The 16988-nt window shown below is 28.2% G+C and carries 14 protein-coding genes; 2 read left to right on the forward strand and 12 right to left on the reverse strand.

Features of this window, described 5'->3' with window-relative positions; genetic code table 11:
* Positions 1 to 21 precede the first annotated feature (21 nt).
* A complete protein-coding gene (locus HA152_RS07155) occupies positions 22 to 1458 on the reverse strand; it encodes a mannose-1-phosphate guanylyltransferase/mannose-6-phosphate isomerase (RefSeq protein WP_209135016.1) in 1437 nt (478 codons plus the stop codon).
* A 111-nt stretch (positions 1459 to 1569) separates the two neighbouring features.
* Positions 1570 to 2622 carry a UDP-glucose 4-epimerase GalE gene (gene galE / locus HA152_RS07160; protein ID WP_209135017.1) on the reverse strand — a complete coding sequence of 351 codons (1053 nt, stop codon included), beginning with the start codon at positions 2620 to 2622 and terminating at the stop codon, positions 1570 to 1572.
* Between the two features lie 142 nt (positions 2623 to 2764).
* Between galE and HA152_RS07165 the strand changes: the two genes are divergently transcribed.
* Both HA152_RS07165 and HA152_RS07170 read left to right on the forward strand, forming a co-directional pair.
* On the forward strand, positions 2765 to 3688 hold the full coding sequence (locus HA152_RS07165; RefSeq protein WP_209135018.1) for a UDP-glucuronic acid decarboxylase family protein: 924 nt from the start codon (positions 2765 to 2767) through the stop codon (positions 3686 to 3688).
* Between the two features lie 205 nt (positions 3689 to 3893).
* The gene (locus HA152_RS07170; protein ID WP_209135020.1) at positions 3894 to 5321 is read left to right on the forward strand and encodes a nucleotide sugar dehydrogenase; all 1428 of its coding nucleotides are present in this window, start codon (positions 3894 to 3896) and stop codon (positions 5319 to 5321) included.
* Positions 5322 to 5336: 15 nt separating this feature from the next.
* Here the strand turns inward: HA152_RS07170 and HA152_RS07175 are convergent, their stop codons facing one another.
* The 10 genes from HA152_RS07175 to HA152_RS07220 form a co-directional block, all read right to left on the reverse strand.
* Positions 5337 to 6539 (reverse strand): DegT/DnrJ/EryC1/StrS family aminotransferase, encoded by a 1203-nt coding sequence (locus HA152_RS07175; protein WP_209135022.1) that lies wholly within the window; start codon positions 6537 to 6539, stop codon positions 5337 to 5339.
* Between the two features lie 102 nt (positions 6540 to 6641).
* On the reverse strand, positions 6642 to 8558 hold the full coding sequence (locus tag HA152_RS07180; protein ID WP_209135024.1) for a polysaccharide biosynthesis protein: 1917 nt from the start codon (positions 8556 to 8558) through the stop codon (positions 6642 to 6644).
* 95 nt (positions 8559 to 8653) lie between these two features.
* Positions 8654 to 9502 carry a glycosyl transferase gene (locus tag HA152_RS07185; RefSeq protein WP_209135025.1) on the reverse strand — a complete coding sequence of 283 codons (849 nt, stop codon included), beginning with the start codon at positions 9500 to 9502 and terminating at the stop codon, positions 8654 to 8656.
* 110 nt (positions 9503 to 9612) lie between these two features.
* The gene (locus tag HA152_RS07190) at positions 9613 to 10560 is read right to left on the reverse strand and encodes an NAD-dependent epimerase/dehydratase family protein (RefSeq protein ID WP_209135026.1); all 948 of its coding nucleotides are present in this window, start codon (positions 10558 to 10560) and stop codon (positions 9613 to 9615) included.
* 5 nt (positions 10561 to 10565) lie between these two features.
* Positions 10566 to 11687 carry a glycosyltransferase family 4 protein gene (locus HA152_RS07195; protein ID WP_209135027.1) on the reverse strand — a complete coding sequence of 374 codons (1122 nt, stop codon included), beginning with the start codon at positions 11685 to 11687 and terminating at the stop codon, positions 10566 to 10568.
* Positions 11688 to 11775: 88 nt separating this feature from the next.
* Positions 11776 to 12828, reverse strand: a complete 1053-nt coding sequence (locus tag HA152_RS07200) for an SDR family NAD(P)-dependent oxidoreductase (protein ID WP_209135028.1) — start codon at positions 12826 to 12828, stop codon at positions 11776 to 11778.
* Between the two features lie 9 nt (positions 12829 to 12837).
* Positions 12838 to 13932, reverse strand: a complete 1095-nt coding sequence (rfbG, locus tag HA152_RS07205; protein WP_245211231.1) for a CDP-glucose 4,6-dehydratase — start codon at positions 13930 to 13932, stop codon at positions 12838 to 12840.
* Positions 13932 to 14702, reverse strand: coding sequence for a glucose-1-phosphate cytidylyltransferase (gene rfbF / locus HA152_RS07210; protein ID WP_209135029.1), 771 nt, complete (start codon positions 14700 to 14702; stop codon positions 13932 to 13934). The genes rfbG and rfbF overlap by 1 nt, the downstream gene beginning before the upstream one ends.
* 104 nt (positions 14703 to 14806) lie before the next feature.
* Positions 14807 to 15808 (reverse strand): glycosyltransferase family 2 protein, encoded by a 1002-nt coding sequence (locus HA152_RS07215; RefSeq protein WP_209135030.1) that lies wholly within the window; start codon positions 15806 to 15808, stop codon positions 14807 to 14809.
* A gap of 5 nt (positions 15809 to 15813) precedes the next feature.
* Positions 15814 to 16986, reverse strand: coding sequence for a hypothetical protein (locus HA152_RS07220; protein WP_209135032.1), 1173 nt, complete (start codon positions 16984 to 16986; stop codon positions 15814 to 15816).
* Positions 16987 to 16988 lie beyond the last annotated feature (2 nt).

Genomic DNA, 16988 nt, shown 5'->3' on the forward strand with positions numbered 1-16988 from the left:
TTTTAATAAAAAATACATAACTTACTTTCTACCATAATTATCTTCAAATCTGATAATGTCATCCTCTCCAAGATAATTTCCGCTTTGCACTTCTATAATTACTAAAACTTTATCCGTTTTATTAGAGAGTCTATGTTTTGAGCCTAAAGGAATAAAAGTACTTTGATTTTCTGTTAAGGTTTGTACTTTATCATCAATCTCAACAAATGCTTCACCAGATACTACTATCCAATGTTCAGCTCTATAATTATGTTTCTGCAAAGATAAAGAACATTTAGGATTGACTTGTATTTTTTTAACTTGCCAATTACTTCCTTTTTCTATTGATTGATAATTTCCCCATGGTCTAAAACCTTTATTATGAAAATTAGCCTCTTGGATATTTTGTTTTTTTAAATTAGAAACAATTTTTTTTACATCTTGATCACTTTCTCTATTACCAACAAATAGCGCATCATTTGTTTCAACTACAACTAAATCTTTTATCCCCAAAGCCACAATTAAACGGTTACTACTTAATAAAAAACAATTTTCTGTTTTGTCTAAAATTACCTTACCAAATTTAGAATTTCCATTTTTATCTTTTTTTGATTCCTTCCATAATGAATTCCAACTGCCAACATCACTCCAGCCCACTTCCATAGGGAAAACCATACCTAATTTTGTTTTTTCCATAACTGCTATATCAAAAGATATATTTGGACAATTTAAAAAAGGTTCTATATCTATTCTCGAAAAATTCATATCTTTTTGACATCCTTTGAATGAATTGATGCAGGCTTTATATACATCTGGTCTAAATTTTTTAATCTCTTTTATTATTACGCTTGCTTTAGATAAAAAAATCCCACTATTCCATAAAAATCTACCAGTAGAAATCATTTCTCTTGCTTTATCCTCATCAGGTTTTTCTACGAATCTTAAAATTGGGATCCCACTATTCGGTAAAGCTTCAAATTGATCTTCTGTTTCAATATAGCCATATCCAATCTCAGGGGAAAATGGTGGGACTCCAAAAGTAACAATCGATCCATTTTCACTATATTGAATAGCTTTCTCAATAATTTCTCTAAACTTTTCATTATTTTTGATAAAGTGATCCGCTGAAAGGATCAATAGATTAGGATCTTGCCCATCTTGTAATGCTCTAAGTGCTGCTATTGTTATGGCAGGGGCTGTATTTCTCCCAAAAGGTTCTAAAAAAATAGATAAAGGTTCTATATTTTTCTCTCTCATTTGTTCGGCGACTATAAATCTATGCTCTTCATTGCAAATTATTAATGGTTTAATTAAGTTCTTTAGGCCATTTAATCTTTCATAAGTTTCTTGAATAAATGTATTCTTAGAATTTTCATTAAGAGCTAGAAACTGTTTCGGATAACTTGACCTTGATAATGGCCATAATCTCGTTCCGCTTCCTCCACATAAAATCACAGGTAATATTTTATTTGTATTCATTAATTTATTTTCTTAAAATTCTTCTAATAAATTTTAATATATTGTGAGTAATTTATTTTTTTAAAATTCAGCTTACTTTAAAAAGAATTCCAACAAATTTAATAAAAATTTCTAATACCCTTTTTGATTTAATTTCATCCATTTCCAACCATCTCGACACATATCCTCGAGATTTTTTTCTGGTTTCCATTTTAGAATATTCTTTACTAATGAATTATCTGCTACAACTATGGCGGCATCACCCTTTCTTCTTTTACTAAATTGAAAAGGGACATTTATTTTATTTACTATTTCAAAAGTTTTTATTAAGTCTAAAACGCTTGTACCAATTCCTGTACCTAAATTAAGATTTAAAATTTTTGGAGGATTATTTATCAAATACTCCAAACCATAAAAATGACCATTGGCTAAATCCATTACATGAATATAATCTCTAACTCCTGTTCCATCTCTAGTTGGCCAGTTTTTTCCAAATATTTTAAAATATTCTATTTCCCCTAAGGCAACTTGCATAATTAATGGGAAAATATTATTTGGTATCCCATTAGGTACTTCTCCAAGCAATCCAGATGGATGCGCCCCAATAGGATTAAAATAACGTAGATTGATTATTTTCCATTTGTCCGGAGAACTTTCATATAAATTAGCTAAAAGATGCTCAATTGTTAATTTTGTTAATCCATAAGGATTAATTGGATCTAATTTTTGATCCTCATTAATTAGATCGATTTTTGATGATCCATATACTGATGCACTACTACTAAATACTATGGTCCTACATTCAAATAAATTCATAACCTTTAAGAGATTTATTGTGCTGACTAAATTAAAATCCCAATACTTTAGAGGTTCATTGATTGATTGATTGATTGACTTTAAACCCGCAAAATGAATAACAGCTGTTATTGGCTTACCAATTTTATTTTGTTTAAGAAAAATTCCTCTTATAAAACTTTCGTCCCTTAAATCGCCTTTGAAGAAACTAAGTTTATTTTTCATTCGTGGATATTTGATATTAATAATTTCATTTATTCTTTCTAAAGCCTTAATAGAACTATTAATAAGAGAGTCAACTATTAAAATCTCATAACCTTTTTCGATTAATAATAAACTAGTATGACTTCCTATAAAACCTAGGCCGCCAGTAACTAAAATTCTTTGCATTTATATATTTAGAGATTCATTCTTATTTAAGAATAAATCACAACTAATAAAATTAAATAGTTTTTAATATCTTACAGATTTGAAACTATTCTTAATTTGTATATTCTAATTTAGTATATTTAAATAATTAAGATTTGATATCTTGAGAAATTTAGTTACTGGAGGCGCAGGTTTCCTAGGTTCACATTTAATAGATAAATTACTTAACGTTTCTGAAGAAGTTATCTGTCTTGACAATTATTTCACTGGTAGAAAAACAAATATAGCAAAATGGTTGGGTAACAAAAATTTTGAATTAATCAGACATGATGTGATTAATCCTATACAACTTGAAGTTGACAGAATATGGCACCTTGCTTGCCCAGCTTCTCCTGTTCACTATCAAAGCAATCCAATCAAAACATCGAAGACTAGCTTTCTTGGAACTTATAACATGCTTGGTTTAGCTAGGAGAGTTAATGCAAGGATATTATTTGCAAGCACTAGTGAAGTTTATGGCGATCCAGAAATCCATCCTCAACCTGAGGAGTATAAAGGGTCTGTTAATCCTATAGGGATCAGAAGTTGTTACGACGAAGGTAAAAGAATTGCTGAATCATTATGTTTTGATTATCAAAGGATGCATCAAACTGAAATAAGGGTTGCTAGGATTTTTAATACATATGGACCGAGAATGATACCAAATGATGGGAGAGTAGTAAGTAATTTTATTGTACAAGCATTAACTAACCAACCAATAACTATTTATGGCGATGGATCACAAACCAGATCATTCTGTTATGTAGATGATCTAGTAAATGGACTTATTTCTCTAATGAATTCTTCCGAAATTGGTCCAATGAATATAGGCAATCCTAGTGAATTCACAATAAAAGAGCTTGCTGAAATTATATTAAAAAAAATTAATTCAAATTCTAAAATAATATATTTACCACTGCCGCAAGATGATCCACTTCAACGAAAACCTATTATTGATAAAGCCAAAGATAAATTAGACTGGTTCCCTAAAGTCAATTTAGAAGTGGGTTTAGAAAATACCATTAATTACTTTAAAAAGGTTCTCTAAAGACAGATTCTTAAAAAGCATTAACTGACATAATTTATTTTCAAATTAGAATCTCAAGGGAGAATCATTGAATAAAATACTTAATTATTTATTCAATTAGAAAACCTACATTATGTTAAATTTAAAATATATCTACATTTTACAGAACTTATTTCATTAAGAATTTTTTAATTTAAAATAAATGGATATCTAATTAAATAATTTAATGCAGGTTAAAAATATATGTTGCATTGGAGCTGGTTATGTTGGTGGGCCCACAATGGCCGTTATCGCAAACAAATGCCCGCACATCGAAGTTAATGTTGTAGACGTAAATAGAGAAAGAATTGAAAAATGGAACAGTGATAATTTAAATGAATTACCAGTTTTTGAGCCAGGTCTCTCTAACTTAGTAAAGAAATGTAGAGGTGTAAATTTAAATTTTTCATATTCTGTTGGTGAAAAGATAAGTAATGCCGACATGATTTTTATTTCGGTTAATACACCTACAAAAAAGAAGGGTATTGGAGCTGGCAAAGCGAGTGATTTAAAGTGGGTGGAAGCATGCGCAAGAGAGGTGGCGACTTATTCAAAGGGTCATACAATAGTCGTTGAAAAAAGTACACTCCCAGTAAGAACTGCAGAAGTTATAAAATCTATTCTTAGTGAAGCGACAATATCAGATTTAAAAAATAATGCTACAAAAACATTCGATGTTTTATCTAATCCTGAATTCCTTGCAGAAGGCACAGCAATTAATGACCTAATTAATCCAGATAGAGTTTTAATTGGGGGAGATAATGGTATTGCAATCGATTCTCTATCTGAAATATACAAAAACTGGGTTCCTAACCATAAGATAATTACCACTAATTTGTGGAGTAGTGAGTTAGCTAAACTTACAGCGAACGCTTTCTTAGCTCAAAGAATAAGTTCTATAAATTCAGTAAGTGCTATTTGTGAGGCAACTGGTGCTGATATTAGAGAAGTTTCTAAAGCGATTGGATTAGATAGTAGAATTGGTCCAAAATTCCTCAATGCTGGGCCTGGATTTGGTGGCAGTTGTTTTAAAAAAGATATTTTAAATTTAGTTTACCTTTCAGATTTTTTTGGTTTAAAAGAAGTTTCTTCCTTTTGGGAAAGTGTTGTCAGCCTCAATAATTGGCAACAACACAGAATATCAAAATTAATAGTTAAAAAACTTTTTGGAACTTTAACTAATAAAAAAATTGTAGTGCTTGGATTTGCCTTTAAAGCTAATACAAATGATACAAGAGAATCACCTGCAATTAATATTTGTAAAGAACTTTTAGAAGAGGGGGCTTTTCTAGTTATTCATGATCCAAAGGTTTCCATTAAGCAAATAAATATCGATCTGAATTTAAAACCATTAGAAATTTCCAATAGGCTTGAAAGCAATACCCAAACCTTAGAAGGTAAATGGAGCAAAGCCTTTGATCTTGAAAAATCTTTTATTGATGCCGATGCTGTTTTAATATTGACTGAATGGGATAATTACAAACATCTAGACTGGAAGAAGATCTCAAAGTTGATGCGAAAACCTTCATGGTTGTTTGATACAAGATCCATGATCGACCCTGAAGAATTTAGTAATACTAAAATAAATTTTTGGCGCGTTGGTGATGGAACTTAGATTTTATAAAAGATATCAACCATATTTTTTTATGAAATCTTCTATACAGAAATGCAATCTTTCAAACATAGTTTTTGTCATGCCATGATGTAATGGTAAAAGTATCCCATTTTCCATAATTAAATCAGCATTTTTTAGACCTTTTGGAGTTACTCTCTTCTCAATATTTTTACACATAGGTTGACGAAGTATATTTCCTGTAAAAACAACTCTTGTTTGTATATTTCTTTCCTCAAGGTAAATTTGCAATTGTTTTCTAGAAAAAGGTATATCTTTTTTTAGCAGTATTGGAAAGGCTAACCATGCAGTAGAAACATCTTTATAGACTTTTGGAATTTGAAAATATTCTTTATATTGATCAAAAAATTCACATTGTAATTGAAAATTTTCCTGTCTTTTAACTATATTATCTTTTAATTTTTGTAGCTGTGCCAAACCAAATGCGGCTCCAATTTCACTGCCTTCAAGGTTGTAGCCTACTTCTTCAAAAACGAACTTTGCATCATACTCTATTCCATCTAAATTAATATTAAATCTATTTTCAATATCTTCACTTCTTTGATCAAATAATGATGAACTTCTTCCCCAAGACCTTAACAACTTTGCTTTTTGATAAATTTGTTTATCATTCAAAGTTAGAGCGCCTCCATTCCCAGCACAGTTAATAATATGTGATCCATAAAAACTAGTAATCGACATATCTGTATACTTTCCACTAGATATGTTTTCTCCGATTGTTGCTCCCAATGTATCTGCAGAGTCCTCAATTACTATAAGATTGTTTTTATCGGCAATATTACGAATTTTTGGCCAGTCACATAAATTACCTAATAAGTTAGGAGCAAGTATTGCTACAGTCTTTTCTGTAATTAAATCCTCTATTTGATCAGAATCTATGCAATATGTCAGGTGTTCTACATCTGTAAAGACTGGTTTCAAATTATTCTTTAATAGGCACCCCACAGTAGTAGAAAAAGTTAGAGCAGGAGTTATAACTTCTGAACCTTCTTCAAATTGAAATGATTCGATTCCAAGATATAGTGCTGAAGAGCCTGAATTTACATAAAGACAATATTCTTTAGAAAAAAGATTTGCAATTTTTTCTTCAAACAATCTTGAGTATTTGCCCATTTGGGTTGACTCTTCGAGACACTTTACCACGGCATTAATTTCATCTTTTCCATAAACAGTTTTTGCGTAAGAAATTTTTTCTGACATTAATTTAATCTTTATTTAAATTTTACAGTTAAATTTTTATTTTTAATCTAATTTGATAATTGATTTATAAAAATTACATTTTTTTTCAAAAATTTTTCTTAACTAATATTTTTCACTAAATTTATCCCACTCTGGAACTAACTCTTTTAAAACTTTTAGAGCTTCAAAAGTATCATTATCATTTAAAACTTTGATGAAATTTTTAATGCTTAAAAATAATTTTTGATGATTTATTGATTTTTCATGAGCTCTAAAAATTAGAGGATGTTCTGTAGTTGATGACTCTGAATCAATTAATAATTCCTCAAATAGTTTTTCTCCAGGTCTTAATCCAATTAACTTAATTTCTATATCACCTTCAGGATTTTCTTTATTCTTTAAGGACTTTCCATTCAAAATTATCATTTGCTCAGCTAGTTTTTTTATAGGAACTGGTTCTCCCATATCTAATAAAAAGAGATCCCCTCCCTTTGCCAAAGATAATGATTGCAAAACCAACTGAGATGCTTCAGATATAGTCATGAAATATCTAATTATTTTTGGATGAGTAAGAGTTATTGGCCCTCCATTTTTAATCTGATTTCTAAATAAAGGGACTACAGATCCTGAAGAATCGAGAACGTTACCAAATCTGACCATAGAAAAAATAGTGCTTTTCAGATCATATTTTTCATTTTTTGAACATTTCTCAGAAAAAGCTTGAATTATAAGCTCGGATAATCTCTTTGATGCGCCCATAATATTTGTTGGACGAACTGCCTTATCAGACGAAATGAAAACAACATTTTCAACAGAAGTATTCTCTGCGGCAAAGCAAATATTAAATGTTGAGATAATATTGTTTTTTAAACCCTCTACTGGATTTATCTCTACTAAAGGAACATGTTTGTAAGCAGCAGCATGAAAAACGACATCAACTTCATTTTCTTCAAATATCTTTTGTATCAAATCAAAATTACATGCATTACCTAAAATCGCTTTTATTTCAAATTTACTTTGAAGATTAGATAATTTTTTATTTATTGAATATAAATTATTTTCATTCATTTCAAACATAATTAGTTTTTTGGGATTTAGATTATGAATCTGAATACATAATTCACTTCCAATTGAACCTCCAGCGCCGGTTATTAAAACAATTTTATTCTTAATGCCCGTTTCAAGTAATTTCTTATCAGCCTTAACAACTTCTCTTCCTAATAAATCATCAATAGAAATAGGTTGAAGATTATCTATAGTTAATTCTCCTGAAATAAGTTGAGTAACAGATGGAATAGATAGCAAAGGTATCTTATATTTTTGTAAATAGTCTATGATTTCTCTTCTTCTTTCTCTTTTCATTTTAGGAACCGCAAGAAGTATTTGATTTACTTTACCTTTTAAAAAATCAATCTCATTTGGAGATTTAATTAAAATACCTAATATCGATCGGCCCCATAGTTTTTTATCATCATCAATGAAGCAAATAATTTTATATGAATTAAGTCTCATTAAGTTTTTTGCTAACTGGGCACCATTCTCACCTGCTCCATAAATAATTACGTTCTTGATTTTTTTGTTAGGTAAATTCAAAGAATAGTTTACAAAGTCCCTAATTGTAAGTCTCAAAAATATTTGTAATGTGCTGGATATTAGCCACAATAAAATGAAAGATGGTTGGTTATTAAATTCATCGAAATAATAAATTCCTGCCAGATAAATTAAAAAAAATAAAAAGCCATTCCTAGCCAATATTTGATAAAAAGCAGAGACATCTGAATATCTACTAAGAGCTTTATATTGAAATGTAATTAAATTTATTATGGGACTTAAAATTAGTCCCAAAAAATAAATCCAGAAAAAATCCTTACTACTAGAAAATATAGACCCGGGATAAATATAATTTTTAAATTTTGAAAAAAATAAAACTAAAGTTATTGATAAAATAACTATTAATAAATCAATGATTACAAGAATCCATTTTCTAGTTATTGGATTTGCATTCCATAAAATTCTAAATAATGAAGGAAATTTAATCATCAGTTTATTGATGAGATATATTACCGTATTTACTAAAGGTATCCTACATTACAATTTATGTAAAAAAATATATATGTCTTTTTAGCAATACAAATTTATTTTGATTTAGACTTTAATAACTCCAATTCAAAAGGAGAAGCAAATTCAACTTCCAGAAAAAAGGCATAAGAATAGATTAGAAAAAAACATAGAATTTTCAAAAAAACTATATTCAAAAGACAAGAAATAATTAATAATAAAATAGAAATTAAATAATTTATAGATACTTTTGAATGAGACCAGCCTGCCTTACATAATCTTTGATATAGATGAAGAGAATGAGGTTTAAAAATATTTTCACCAGCTAAATATCTTCTCAAGATACAAATAATTGCATCAAAGAATAAAGGGGAAGCACAAAATAATAGATCAAAAGATGTTCCAAAATTATCAGTATTAAAGACAGCGCCTGCAAAAACAGCTCCAACGAACGTACTACCAGTATCACCCATAAATATTTTAGAAGGATGCCAGTTCCAACAAAGAAAACCTATTAATCCTCCAATAATTATTAAAAATGATAAGTCAACTTTAATGGCTGCAAAACCAAATAATATGATTAAACATGATGTAATTAATCCGTCTATTCCATCCATAAAGTTTATAAAATTTATAATAGCTGTTATTAATACAGATAAACAAATAATTCCTATTAAAAATAGGAATTGATTGAAATTTTCAAAATAATTTAATACAAATTTACTTTGCAAAATTATAAAAATTGAAGTTAATATTTGAACAATATATCTGTAAATATTTTTCAATGAAAAAAAATCATCTAGAAGGCCTACAAGCGCTAGTGGAAGACAAATTATAAATAATAAATTATCTACAAATAAACTAAAAAAAGCTGTTGATAAAACAAAGCTAATACCTCCCCCTGTAATAGTAGGTTTTTGATGCATACTTCTAGAATTTGGTTTGTCTAAAAAAAAATTATTTGATGCATTTACTAAAAAATATGTAAAATAATAGTTTATTAAAATTAATATAAAAAAATAATTTATTATCATGACTACTTTTTCTTTTTAACTTTTTCTCTTTTAAACCAATTTACAGTAATGTTTACACCTTGCTGGGTTGAATAAGGTGGTACCCAATTTATACAATTGAAAGTTTCTCTAGGATCAACCTCAAGACTCTCAATCAGTCTGTTAATTTTCTGCTTGTTATTTGTAATTAGTCCAAATAATTTTAGAATCCTTAGAGGTAATTTAAAAATTACTATATTTTTATTTAATCCTTTCGCAATAAGTCGCGCTAAATCTTTTGTGGAAACTGGATTATAATCAGATACTACAAATGTTTTATTTAGTGCCTTCTTACTAGCTATACATTTACGAATAAAATCCGCTAAATTTCCAACAAATATTATTGAACGTTTATTTTGTATTTTTCCAAATGGTAAAGGAATATTTAAATTAACTAATTTAATAAAGTTGAGAAAATTAGCTCCTACCAAAGGACCATAAACCAAAGGGATTCTAATAATAACAATTTTTAAACCATATTTTTTCGACACATCTCTTAAAACATCCTCTGCTCGACATTTTGATTTAGAGTATAAATCTTTTGGACTAAATTTTGTTTTATTATTAAAGGGATGATTTGGTAATGTTTTTTCTCCATACACTTTAACTGTACTTAAGAATATTAATTTTTTTATATTTAATTTAGCTGCCTCTTTAGCAATTCTCTCGGTTGCCAATACGTTAATTGATTCATAATTATTAATAGCTTCTTTTGAATTTTGAAAAGAATGTACTTTTGAAGCACAATGAATAACTACATCAACTCCAGAAAGTATGCTTTTCCAATCATTATTATTTTCTAAGTTATTTATCAAAAAAACATTTTTTCCTTTTTCTCTCTGTATCCTTCTAATTTTATATCCAAAATTTGTCAGATATTTACATAAATAATCCCCTATAAATCCATTAGATCCAGTTATCGCAACTAGCATATTGATTAGCTCTCTATTAAGTCTGAGTAGATTTCTAAATGTTTTTTTATGACGTTTTGAATATCAAAATCTGATATGGCGAGCTTTCTTCCTTCTTTGCCCATTTGTTCGCATAATTTTGGGGAATTTATAAGTTTTTTTATTGCTCTAGTTAAAGCGCTGCTGTCTTTGATTGGCACAAGTATACCAGTTTTACCTGGGATAATTGCATCTCGACAACCTTGATGATCTGTTGTCACTACTGGCTTACCGCAAGCAGCAGCCTCAATCAATATCTTAGGTAAACCTTCACCATAGTAAGAAGGTAAGACAACTATAGATGAATCGCATATAAGATCTTTCATATTTTTAATATATCCAAAAAATTTAATTAATCCTAGAGATTCCCAATCATTGATTTGTTCTTGGGAAACAAAGTCTGGATTATCCTTATCTAAAATTCCTGCTACTAAAAATTTGACTTTTTTTGAATTTAATTCTTTAGCAGTTTCAATAAACTCAAATAAGCCTTTTGATTTTAAAAGTCTTGATGCAAATAGAATCTTTTGAAAATTTAAGTTCTTCTTTTTAGGCTTATAAAAATTCAAATCAACTCCAGATCCTCTTATCAAAAGGAATTTACTTTTTTGTATGTTGCAAATTTCTTGAATAACGTTTAAATCATCTGAATTCTGGAAAATAACTTTTAATTTTTCTTTTGAAAATACAAATTTATAAACCAACTTAACTAAGAATTTTGTTAGTAAAGCTTTTAAATCGGAAGATATAAAAACATAGCCCAAACCTGATATAGAGGAAACAAATCCAACATTCCTGAAAAACTTAGATGCAACTCCTGCAAAAATTATTGGTTTAATTGTAATTGCATGAATAATTTGAGGTTTTATAGTTCTTATTAGAAAAACTATTTGAAAGAAAGACTTTATAGTTTTTATTAAATTAAAATTTCTATCAATTTCTATAGGATGAATTTTAAAACCATATGAAATCAACTCATCTTCTGCTCCAGTAAATTTTGTTGATAAATGGACTTCATAACCCTCATCAATAGCCGCTAATCCTATAGGTAATCTATGAGATATAAAAAACCAATCTACATTGCAAAAATATAAAATCTTTTTTTTCATTTTAATTATGAGCTGAACTTAAATTTAAAAATATTTTCTTAGTCAGGATAGCTTCATAAATTTTTTTTTTAAAGAAAGATTCATATATTTATGAATTATGCATATTTTTTGTCCATTCAAGCATCTTCTTAATCCCTTGACGATGTGACATTTTAGGTTCCCATTTTAGAATTTCTTTAGCTTTGCCAATATTTGCTATAAAACAATCTTGATCAGAATTTCTCCTCGCAATTTTTTTAAAATTTAATTCTTTTAAAGATAATTCATCTTTAAGAATATCTATTAGCTCTAAAATGCTAAGGGAATTTTCCTTACCACCGCCAATATTAAAAATTTCACCTTTTAAAATATCTTTTTTTTCAAATGCACATTGATACAAAGAAACTAAATCATCAGAATGTAATACATCTCTCACTTGTTTCCCTGTCCCAGAAATTGTAAAGGGTTTTATCTGAATATTTTTAAGAGCAGATTTCTGTTCAAGTGCTTTTAAACAAAACCAACCAATCCAACCTTGATCAATGGATGCAAACTGTCTACCTCCATAAATTGAAGAATGTCTAAAAATAACTGTTCTTAGATCAAATAATCTAGCCCAGTCTTTTACGTATTGATCGGCAGAACCTTTTGAGCATCCATATGGAGTAGAGAAGTCTAGAGGAATATTTTCATCCAAACCAAGTGGAAAATCATTCAATACATATCTTTTTTCGTTTTCTATAACTTTAATCCAATTAAGATCTCCATATACTTTATTTGTACTACTGTAGGCTAACAAAGCATTTGGACTATACTTTCTCATTGCCTCAAGAACATTAAAAGTTCCAATTACATTTGTTTCCAAATCTTTCCTTGGATTTTCTATTGAAAGAGTCATAGCAACTTGTCCAGCTACATGACATATAAATTCAAATGGAGCAAATTTTTCAAAAAATTTATTTAATTCCTCTTTTTTAGAAATATCATACTTTGCAAAGGTTAATTGATTTTTCAAAGATTTAGATTTTAACCACTCTAAATTATTGATAGATCCTTTTCGTTCAAGAGAATCAATAATAAAAACTTCATAATCCTTTTTCAAGAAAGAAAATGCCAAATTACTTCCTAGAAATCCGCATCCTCCAGTAATTAATACTTTCATTTAATTTATTTATGTACCATTAATAAAAGAATCTATATCACGCGCACATAAATCATATGCCGAACAAGATTTTTGATTGAAATTATAATACCAATCTACAGTTCTTTTCACAGCATTTTCAAAATTCCATTTTGATTTCCATCCTAACAAGTGAAATGATTTATCTACTTGAAGATGTAATTTATTGGCTTCATGAAGTTTTTGAGATGAGCCTTTTATAGATATCAAGCCATTCCAATGCTTATTTATTTCATGAACTAGTTCTTCAACTGTTTTATTTGAATCTATTGCCGGTCCAAAATTAAAAGGACCAGCATATATATTTTCAGAACTATCTTTAAAGATTTTTCTTGATTTATATAATTTCTCAGCTAAAACCAAATATCCCGCTAGTGGATCTAGAACATGTTGCCAAGGCCTAGTAGATTTTGGATTACGGATAATAATTTTTTGATTGTTCTGAAGAGATCTTATTACATCAGGAAAAATTCTATCTTTAGCCCAATCTCCACCTCCAATTACATTTCCAGACCTTGCAGAGGCGATCATTAAATTGCAGCCTTCTTTATCCCCAAGACAAAAACTATCTCTCCATGATGAAATAGCAATTTCACATGCAGCTTTGCTCGCACTATAGGGATCATAACCACCAAGCTCATCATTCTCTCTGTAACCATGAATCCATTCTTTATTTTTATAAACCTTATCGGTAGTTATCATTACAACTGAACAATTTTTATTCATTTTCATAAGTGAATCCAATAAATTAAGAGATCCCATTAAATTTGTAGACCAAGTATTAATTGGATTTTTATAACTTTCTCTTACCAATGGTTGAGCTGCCAAATGAAAAACAATTTCAGGCATGATATCTGAAATACATTTTTTAAGATTATCTCTATTATTTATATCTTCAAAAAAACTTTCGCATGAAAAATTCGAACTATTGATTTCATCAAATAAAGAAGGGTTAGGAAGGACATCCAAAGACAACCCATAAACTTTTGCCCCAAGAAGTTTTAACAATATCAACAACCAAGAGCCTTTAAAACCAGTATGTCCAGTGATAAGAACCTTTTTATTAAGCCAAAATTCCTTATTCATTATCTCCAAGTTTTCCATGGAGCATTTTCTTCTTCCCATCTCTTTTGTAATGTTTTGTGGTCTCTTTGAGTATCCATTGGCTGCCAGTATCCATAATGCTTATAAGCATTGAGTTGATTGATTTCAGCTAATTTTTTAAGAGGTTTATCTTCCCACATACATTGATCTCCATTAATAAAATCAATTACAGAAGGTTCGAGGACAAAAAATCCTCCATTTATCCAACCATTATCACCAATCGGTTTTTCCTTGAATGATTTAACTAAGTTACCCTCCAATTCCAGTGCTCCATATCTCCCTGGAGGCTGAACTGCAGTTAATGTTGCGAGTTTTTTATTCTTTTCATGATGATCTATAAGTTTCCTAATATCAATATCTCCAACCCCGTCACCATAAGTAAAGCAAAAAGATTCATCTTTTAAAAAATCTTTAATTCTTGCAAGTCTTCCACCTGTCAATGTAAATTCTCCTGTATCTATAAGAGTGACCTTCCAATCTTCTGATTTTCTGCTATGAAAAATAACTTTTTCATTATTGATATCAAAAGTAACATCGTTTGTATGTAAGAAATAATTGGAGAAAAATTCTTTAATAATATATCCTTTATATCCTAAGCAAATAATAAATTCCTTTATTCCGTATGAACTATAAATTTTTAAGATATGCCATAAGATAGGTTTCCCCCCTATTTCAATCATAGGCTTAGGTTTTAAATGTGTTTCTTCTGAAAATCTTGTACCTAATCCTCCTGCTAATATTACTGCTTTCATTATAAAAAAATATTTATTTTACAAAAAATGAACCTTATTAAATTAAAAGTAAATTATTCCAAAAAAAATATCAAGGACATAAATCAATTCTTAATATTAAAAATTCAATTTATTTTTATTTTTAACTGAGCTAAAGCTAATTTTGGACTAAATTTTGAATTATGATTTTTCTTTAAAAATTTAATATAAATTATATAAATTAATTTAAAAACCAAGACTGGAATCATGACAACAAAAAATATTAAAATTTTATTTAGTAAGGAAACTTTTTTTGAGGTAAATAAATACTTTTTATATATTTGATAATTAATTCTTCCATAAGCTCTTGCGGCAACCATAGATTTTATCGAATTCATAGGATTTCTTGAAATAACTTTTTGTTTAGCAAAATTAGAATAATTTTCCAATCCCCAAATAATACTGGGATATAGCAAATACCAAATTTGAAAGGATTTATCTAACCAAGTTTGAGAACCTAATCTCATTTTTATTACAGGAGTAGAAAAATAATAAACGACTCTATTATTTTTTAATGAAGCCAAACAATCTATATGAGCAAAAAAACTTCCAATTTTAGATTTATCATAATTATCTATCCATAATTTTCTTTTAACAAGAATAGCTCCTACAAATGTTAAATAACCCCCTAGGTCAGTAAGAAATGCATCATTCTGATTCTCTAAATAAATATCTTTAATTGTTGTAGGAAGTCTTGAATACTCAATTATATTTTCATCTCTAAAACTTTGACTATTTAGTATTAAAAGATTGGGTTTTTTTAACTTCAAAAAATTTAAAATATTTCTTACCACCCCTGGAATTAGTAAATCATCGTCACCAAAAATCCAAACATATTCTCCACTTGATAATTCTATTGATCTATTAACATTTGCATCTAAAGAGTCAAAATGTTTTGAATTAAAAAGAGATATATATGGAACATTAAAATCATTCTCGTAAAGTTTTTTTATATCATCATTAATACTATTGTCAGATATTATAATGTCAAATTCAATGCCAAATTCCTTTTCATTTATTATTGAATATAAAGCTTCTTTTAATAAATAAGATTTATTGTGAGATGGTATAGCTATAGTTAATAACACAATTTTTAAATTAGTATAGTTTTATATAAATTTTCATATTTGTCTAAAGCTAATTTCATATCATATTCTTTTTTAGCTATTTTTATAGATGTTCTTGATCTTCTTGGGTCATTTATTTTTTCAAATAATTTTTTTGCTTCTATTTTTTTAATTTTATGTACTAAAAAATCTCTACGAATAATTTCAACAGAATCATAATTTTTAGCTAATCTTTGTGTTACATTTAATCCTTCAAGGCTTAAAACAAATAATCCGGAGGCCAAATATTCTCCAATTTTTGTTGGAGAACTCATACTCAGCCATTTACCTTGAGCAATAAAAACCAATCCACAATCATATCTATTTAATTCTTTGGGTATCTTTTCATTTGGTATTTCTTTTATAGAAATATTTTCTAAAGGAAAATTTATGTTAGAGCAAATTTTTTCAATTACTTTATGCTCTCCTTTATTTATGAAGTCTAACTTACAATTAAATCCAAGTTCTTTTAATTGATTTATAAACATAAGCGCCTCACAAGGAAGATATGGATATGAAACACCTCCAAGAAAAACAAATTTTATTTCTTTGTTTTTCTTATATTTAAATGCCTTATAATTATTTAAATTAGTTGATGTAGGAATAATTTTATATAATATTTTCTTCTTATAATTACCTTCTAAATACTTGGCACCAGACTTATCTAAAACTACTACTCCGGCTGCTCTTTTAATTAGATAATCCTCCAAAATTCTAAAAATACCATGCAATAATGAATTTTTTTTTATCGCCTTTGTTTCAACCCATTGTCCAGAGAATGATCGCATATCATAAATAAATTTTTTATTTACGAAAGAAAAAAAATAAATCAAAGAAGATAGAATCGTTCTACAGTGGACTAAATCAATATTATTATTCCTACATATATGATTTACTAAAAAGGCTCCTTTGATTATTCTCAATAAGTTTTGAAACTTTCCTTTTTGAAAACTGAGTCTATACCATTTTAGATTTTTTTTATTTAAAAGATATTCAAGTCTTTCAAATTCATTTATATTTTTATTAATCTTTTCATAACTAAGAATATTAAATCTAAAACCTCTTTCAGACAGCCCAAGCAAATAAGGCAAAATTTGACTTTTACCTAAAGGATCCAGTAAGCCGTCATAACTAACAAAAAGAACATTTTTTTTTACCATAT

Source organism: Prochlorococcus marinus XMU1412 (assembly GCF_017696315.1).
Classification (GTDB): Bacteria; Cyanobacteriota; Cyanobacteriia; order PCC-6307; family Cyanobiaceae; genus Prochlorococcus_A; species Prochlorococcus_A marinus_AF.

Excerpts from the sequence above, each read along its gene's own strand:
- rfbF (WP_209135029.1), bottom strand. The coding sequence starts at position 14,702 with ATGAAAGCAGTAATATTAGCAGGAGGATTAGGTACAAGATTTTCAGAA.
- HA152_RS07200 (WP_209135028.1), bottom strand. The coding sequence starts at position 12,828 with ATGAAAGTATTAATTACTGGAGGATGCGGATTTCTAGGAAGTAATTTG.
- rfbG (WP_245211231.1), bottom strand. The coding sequence starts at position 13,932 with ATGAATAAGGAATTTTGGCTTAATAAAAAGGTTCTTATCACTGGACAT.
- HA152_RS07185 (WP_209135025.1), bottom strand. The coding sequence starts at position 9,502 with ATGCATCAAAAACCTACTATTACAGGGGGAGGTATTAGCTTTGTTTTA.
- HA152_RS07190 (WP_209135026.1), bottom strand. The coding sequence starts at position 10,560 with ATGCTAGTTGCGATAACTGGATCTAATGGATTTATAGGGGATTATTTA.
- HA152_RS07195 (WP_209135027.1), bottom strand. The coding sequence starts at position 11,687 with ATGAAAAAAAAGATTTTATATTTTTGCAATGTAGATTGGTTTTTTATA.
- HA152_RS07220 (WP_209135032.1), bottom strand. The coding sequence starts at position 16,986 with ATGGTAAAAAAAAATGTTCTTTTTGTTAGTTATGACGGCTTACTGGAT.
- galE (WP_209135017.1), bottom strand. The coding sequence starts at position 2,622 with ATGCAAAGAATTTTAGTTACTGGCGGCCTAGGTTTTATAGGAAGTCAT.
- HA152_RS07180 (WP_209135024.1), bottom strand. The coding sequence starts at position 8,558 with ATGATTAAATTTCCTTCATTATTTAGAATTTTATGGAATGCAAATCCA.
- HA152_RS07170 (WP_209135020.1), top strand. The coding sequence starts at position 3,894 with ATGCAGGTTAAAAATATATGTTGCATTGGAGCTGGTTATGTTGGTGGG.
- HA152_RS07155 (WP_209135016.1), bottom strand. The coding sequence starts at position 1,458 with ATGAATACAAATAAAATATTACCTGTGATTTTATGTGGAGGAAGCGGA.
- HA152_RS07175 (WP_209135022.1), bottom strand. The coding sequence starts at position 6,539 with ATGTCAGAAAAAATTTCTTACGCAAAAACTGTTTATGGAAAAGATGAA.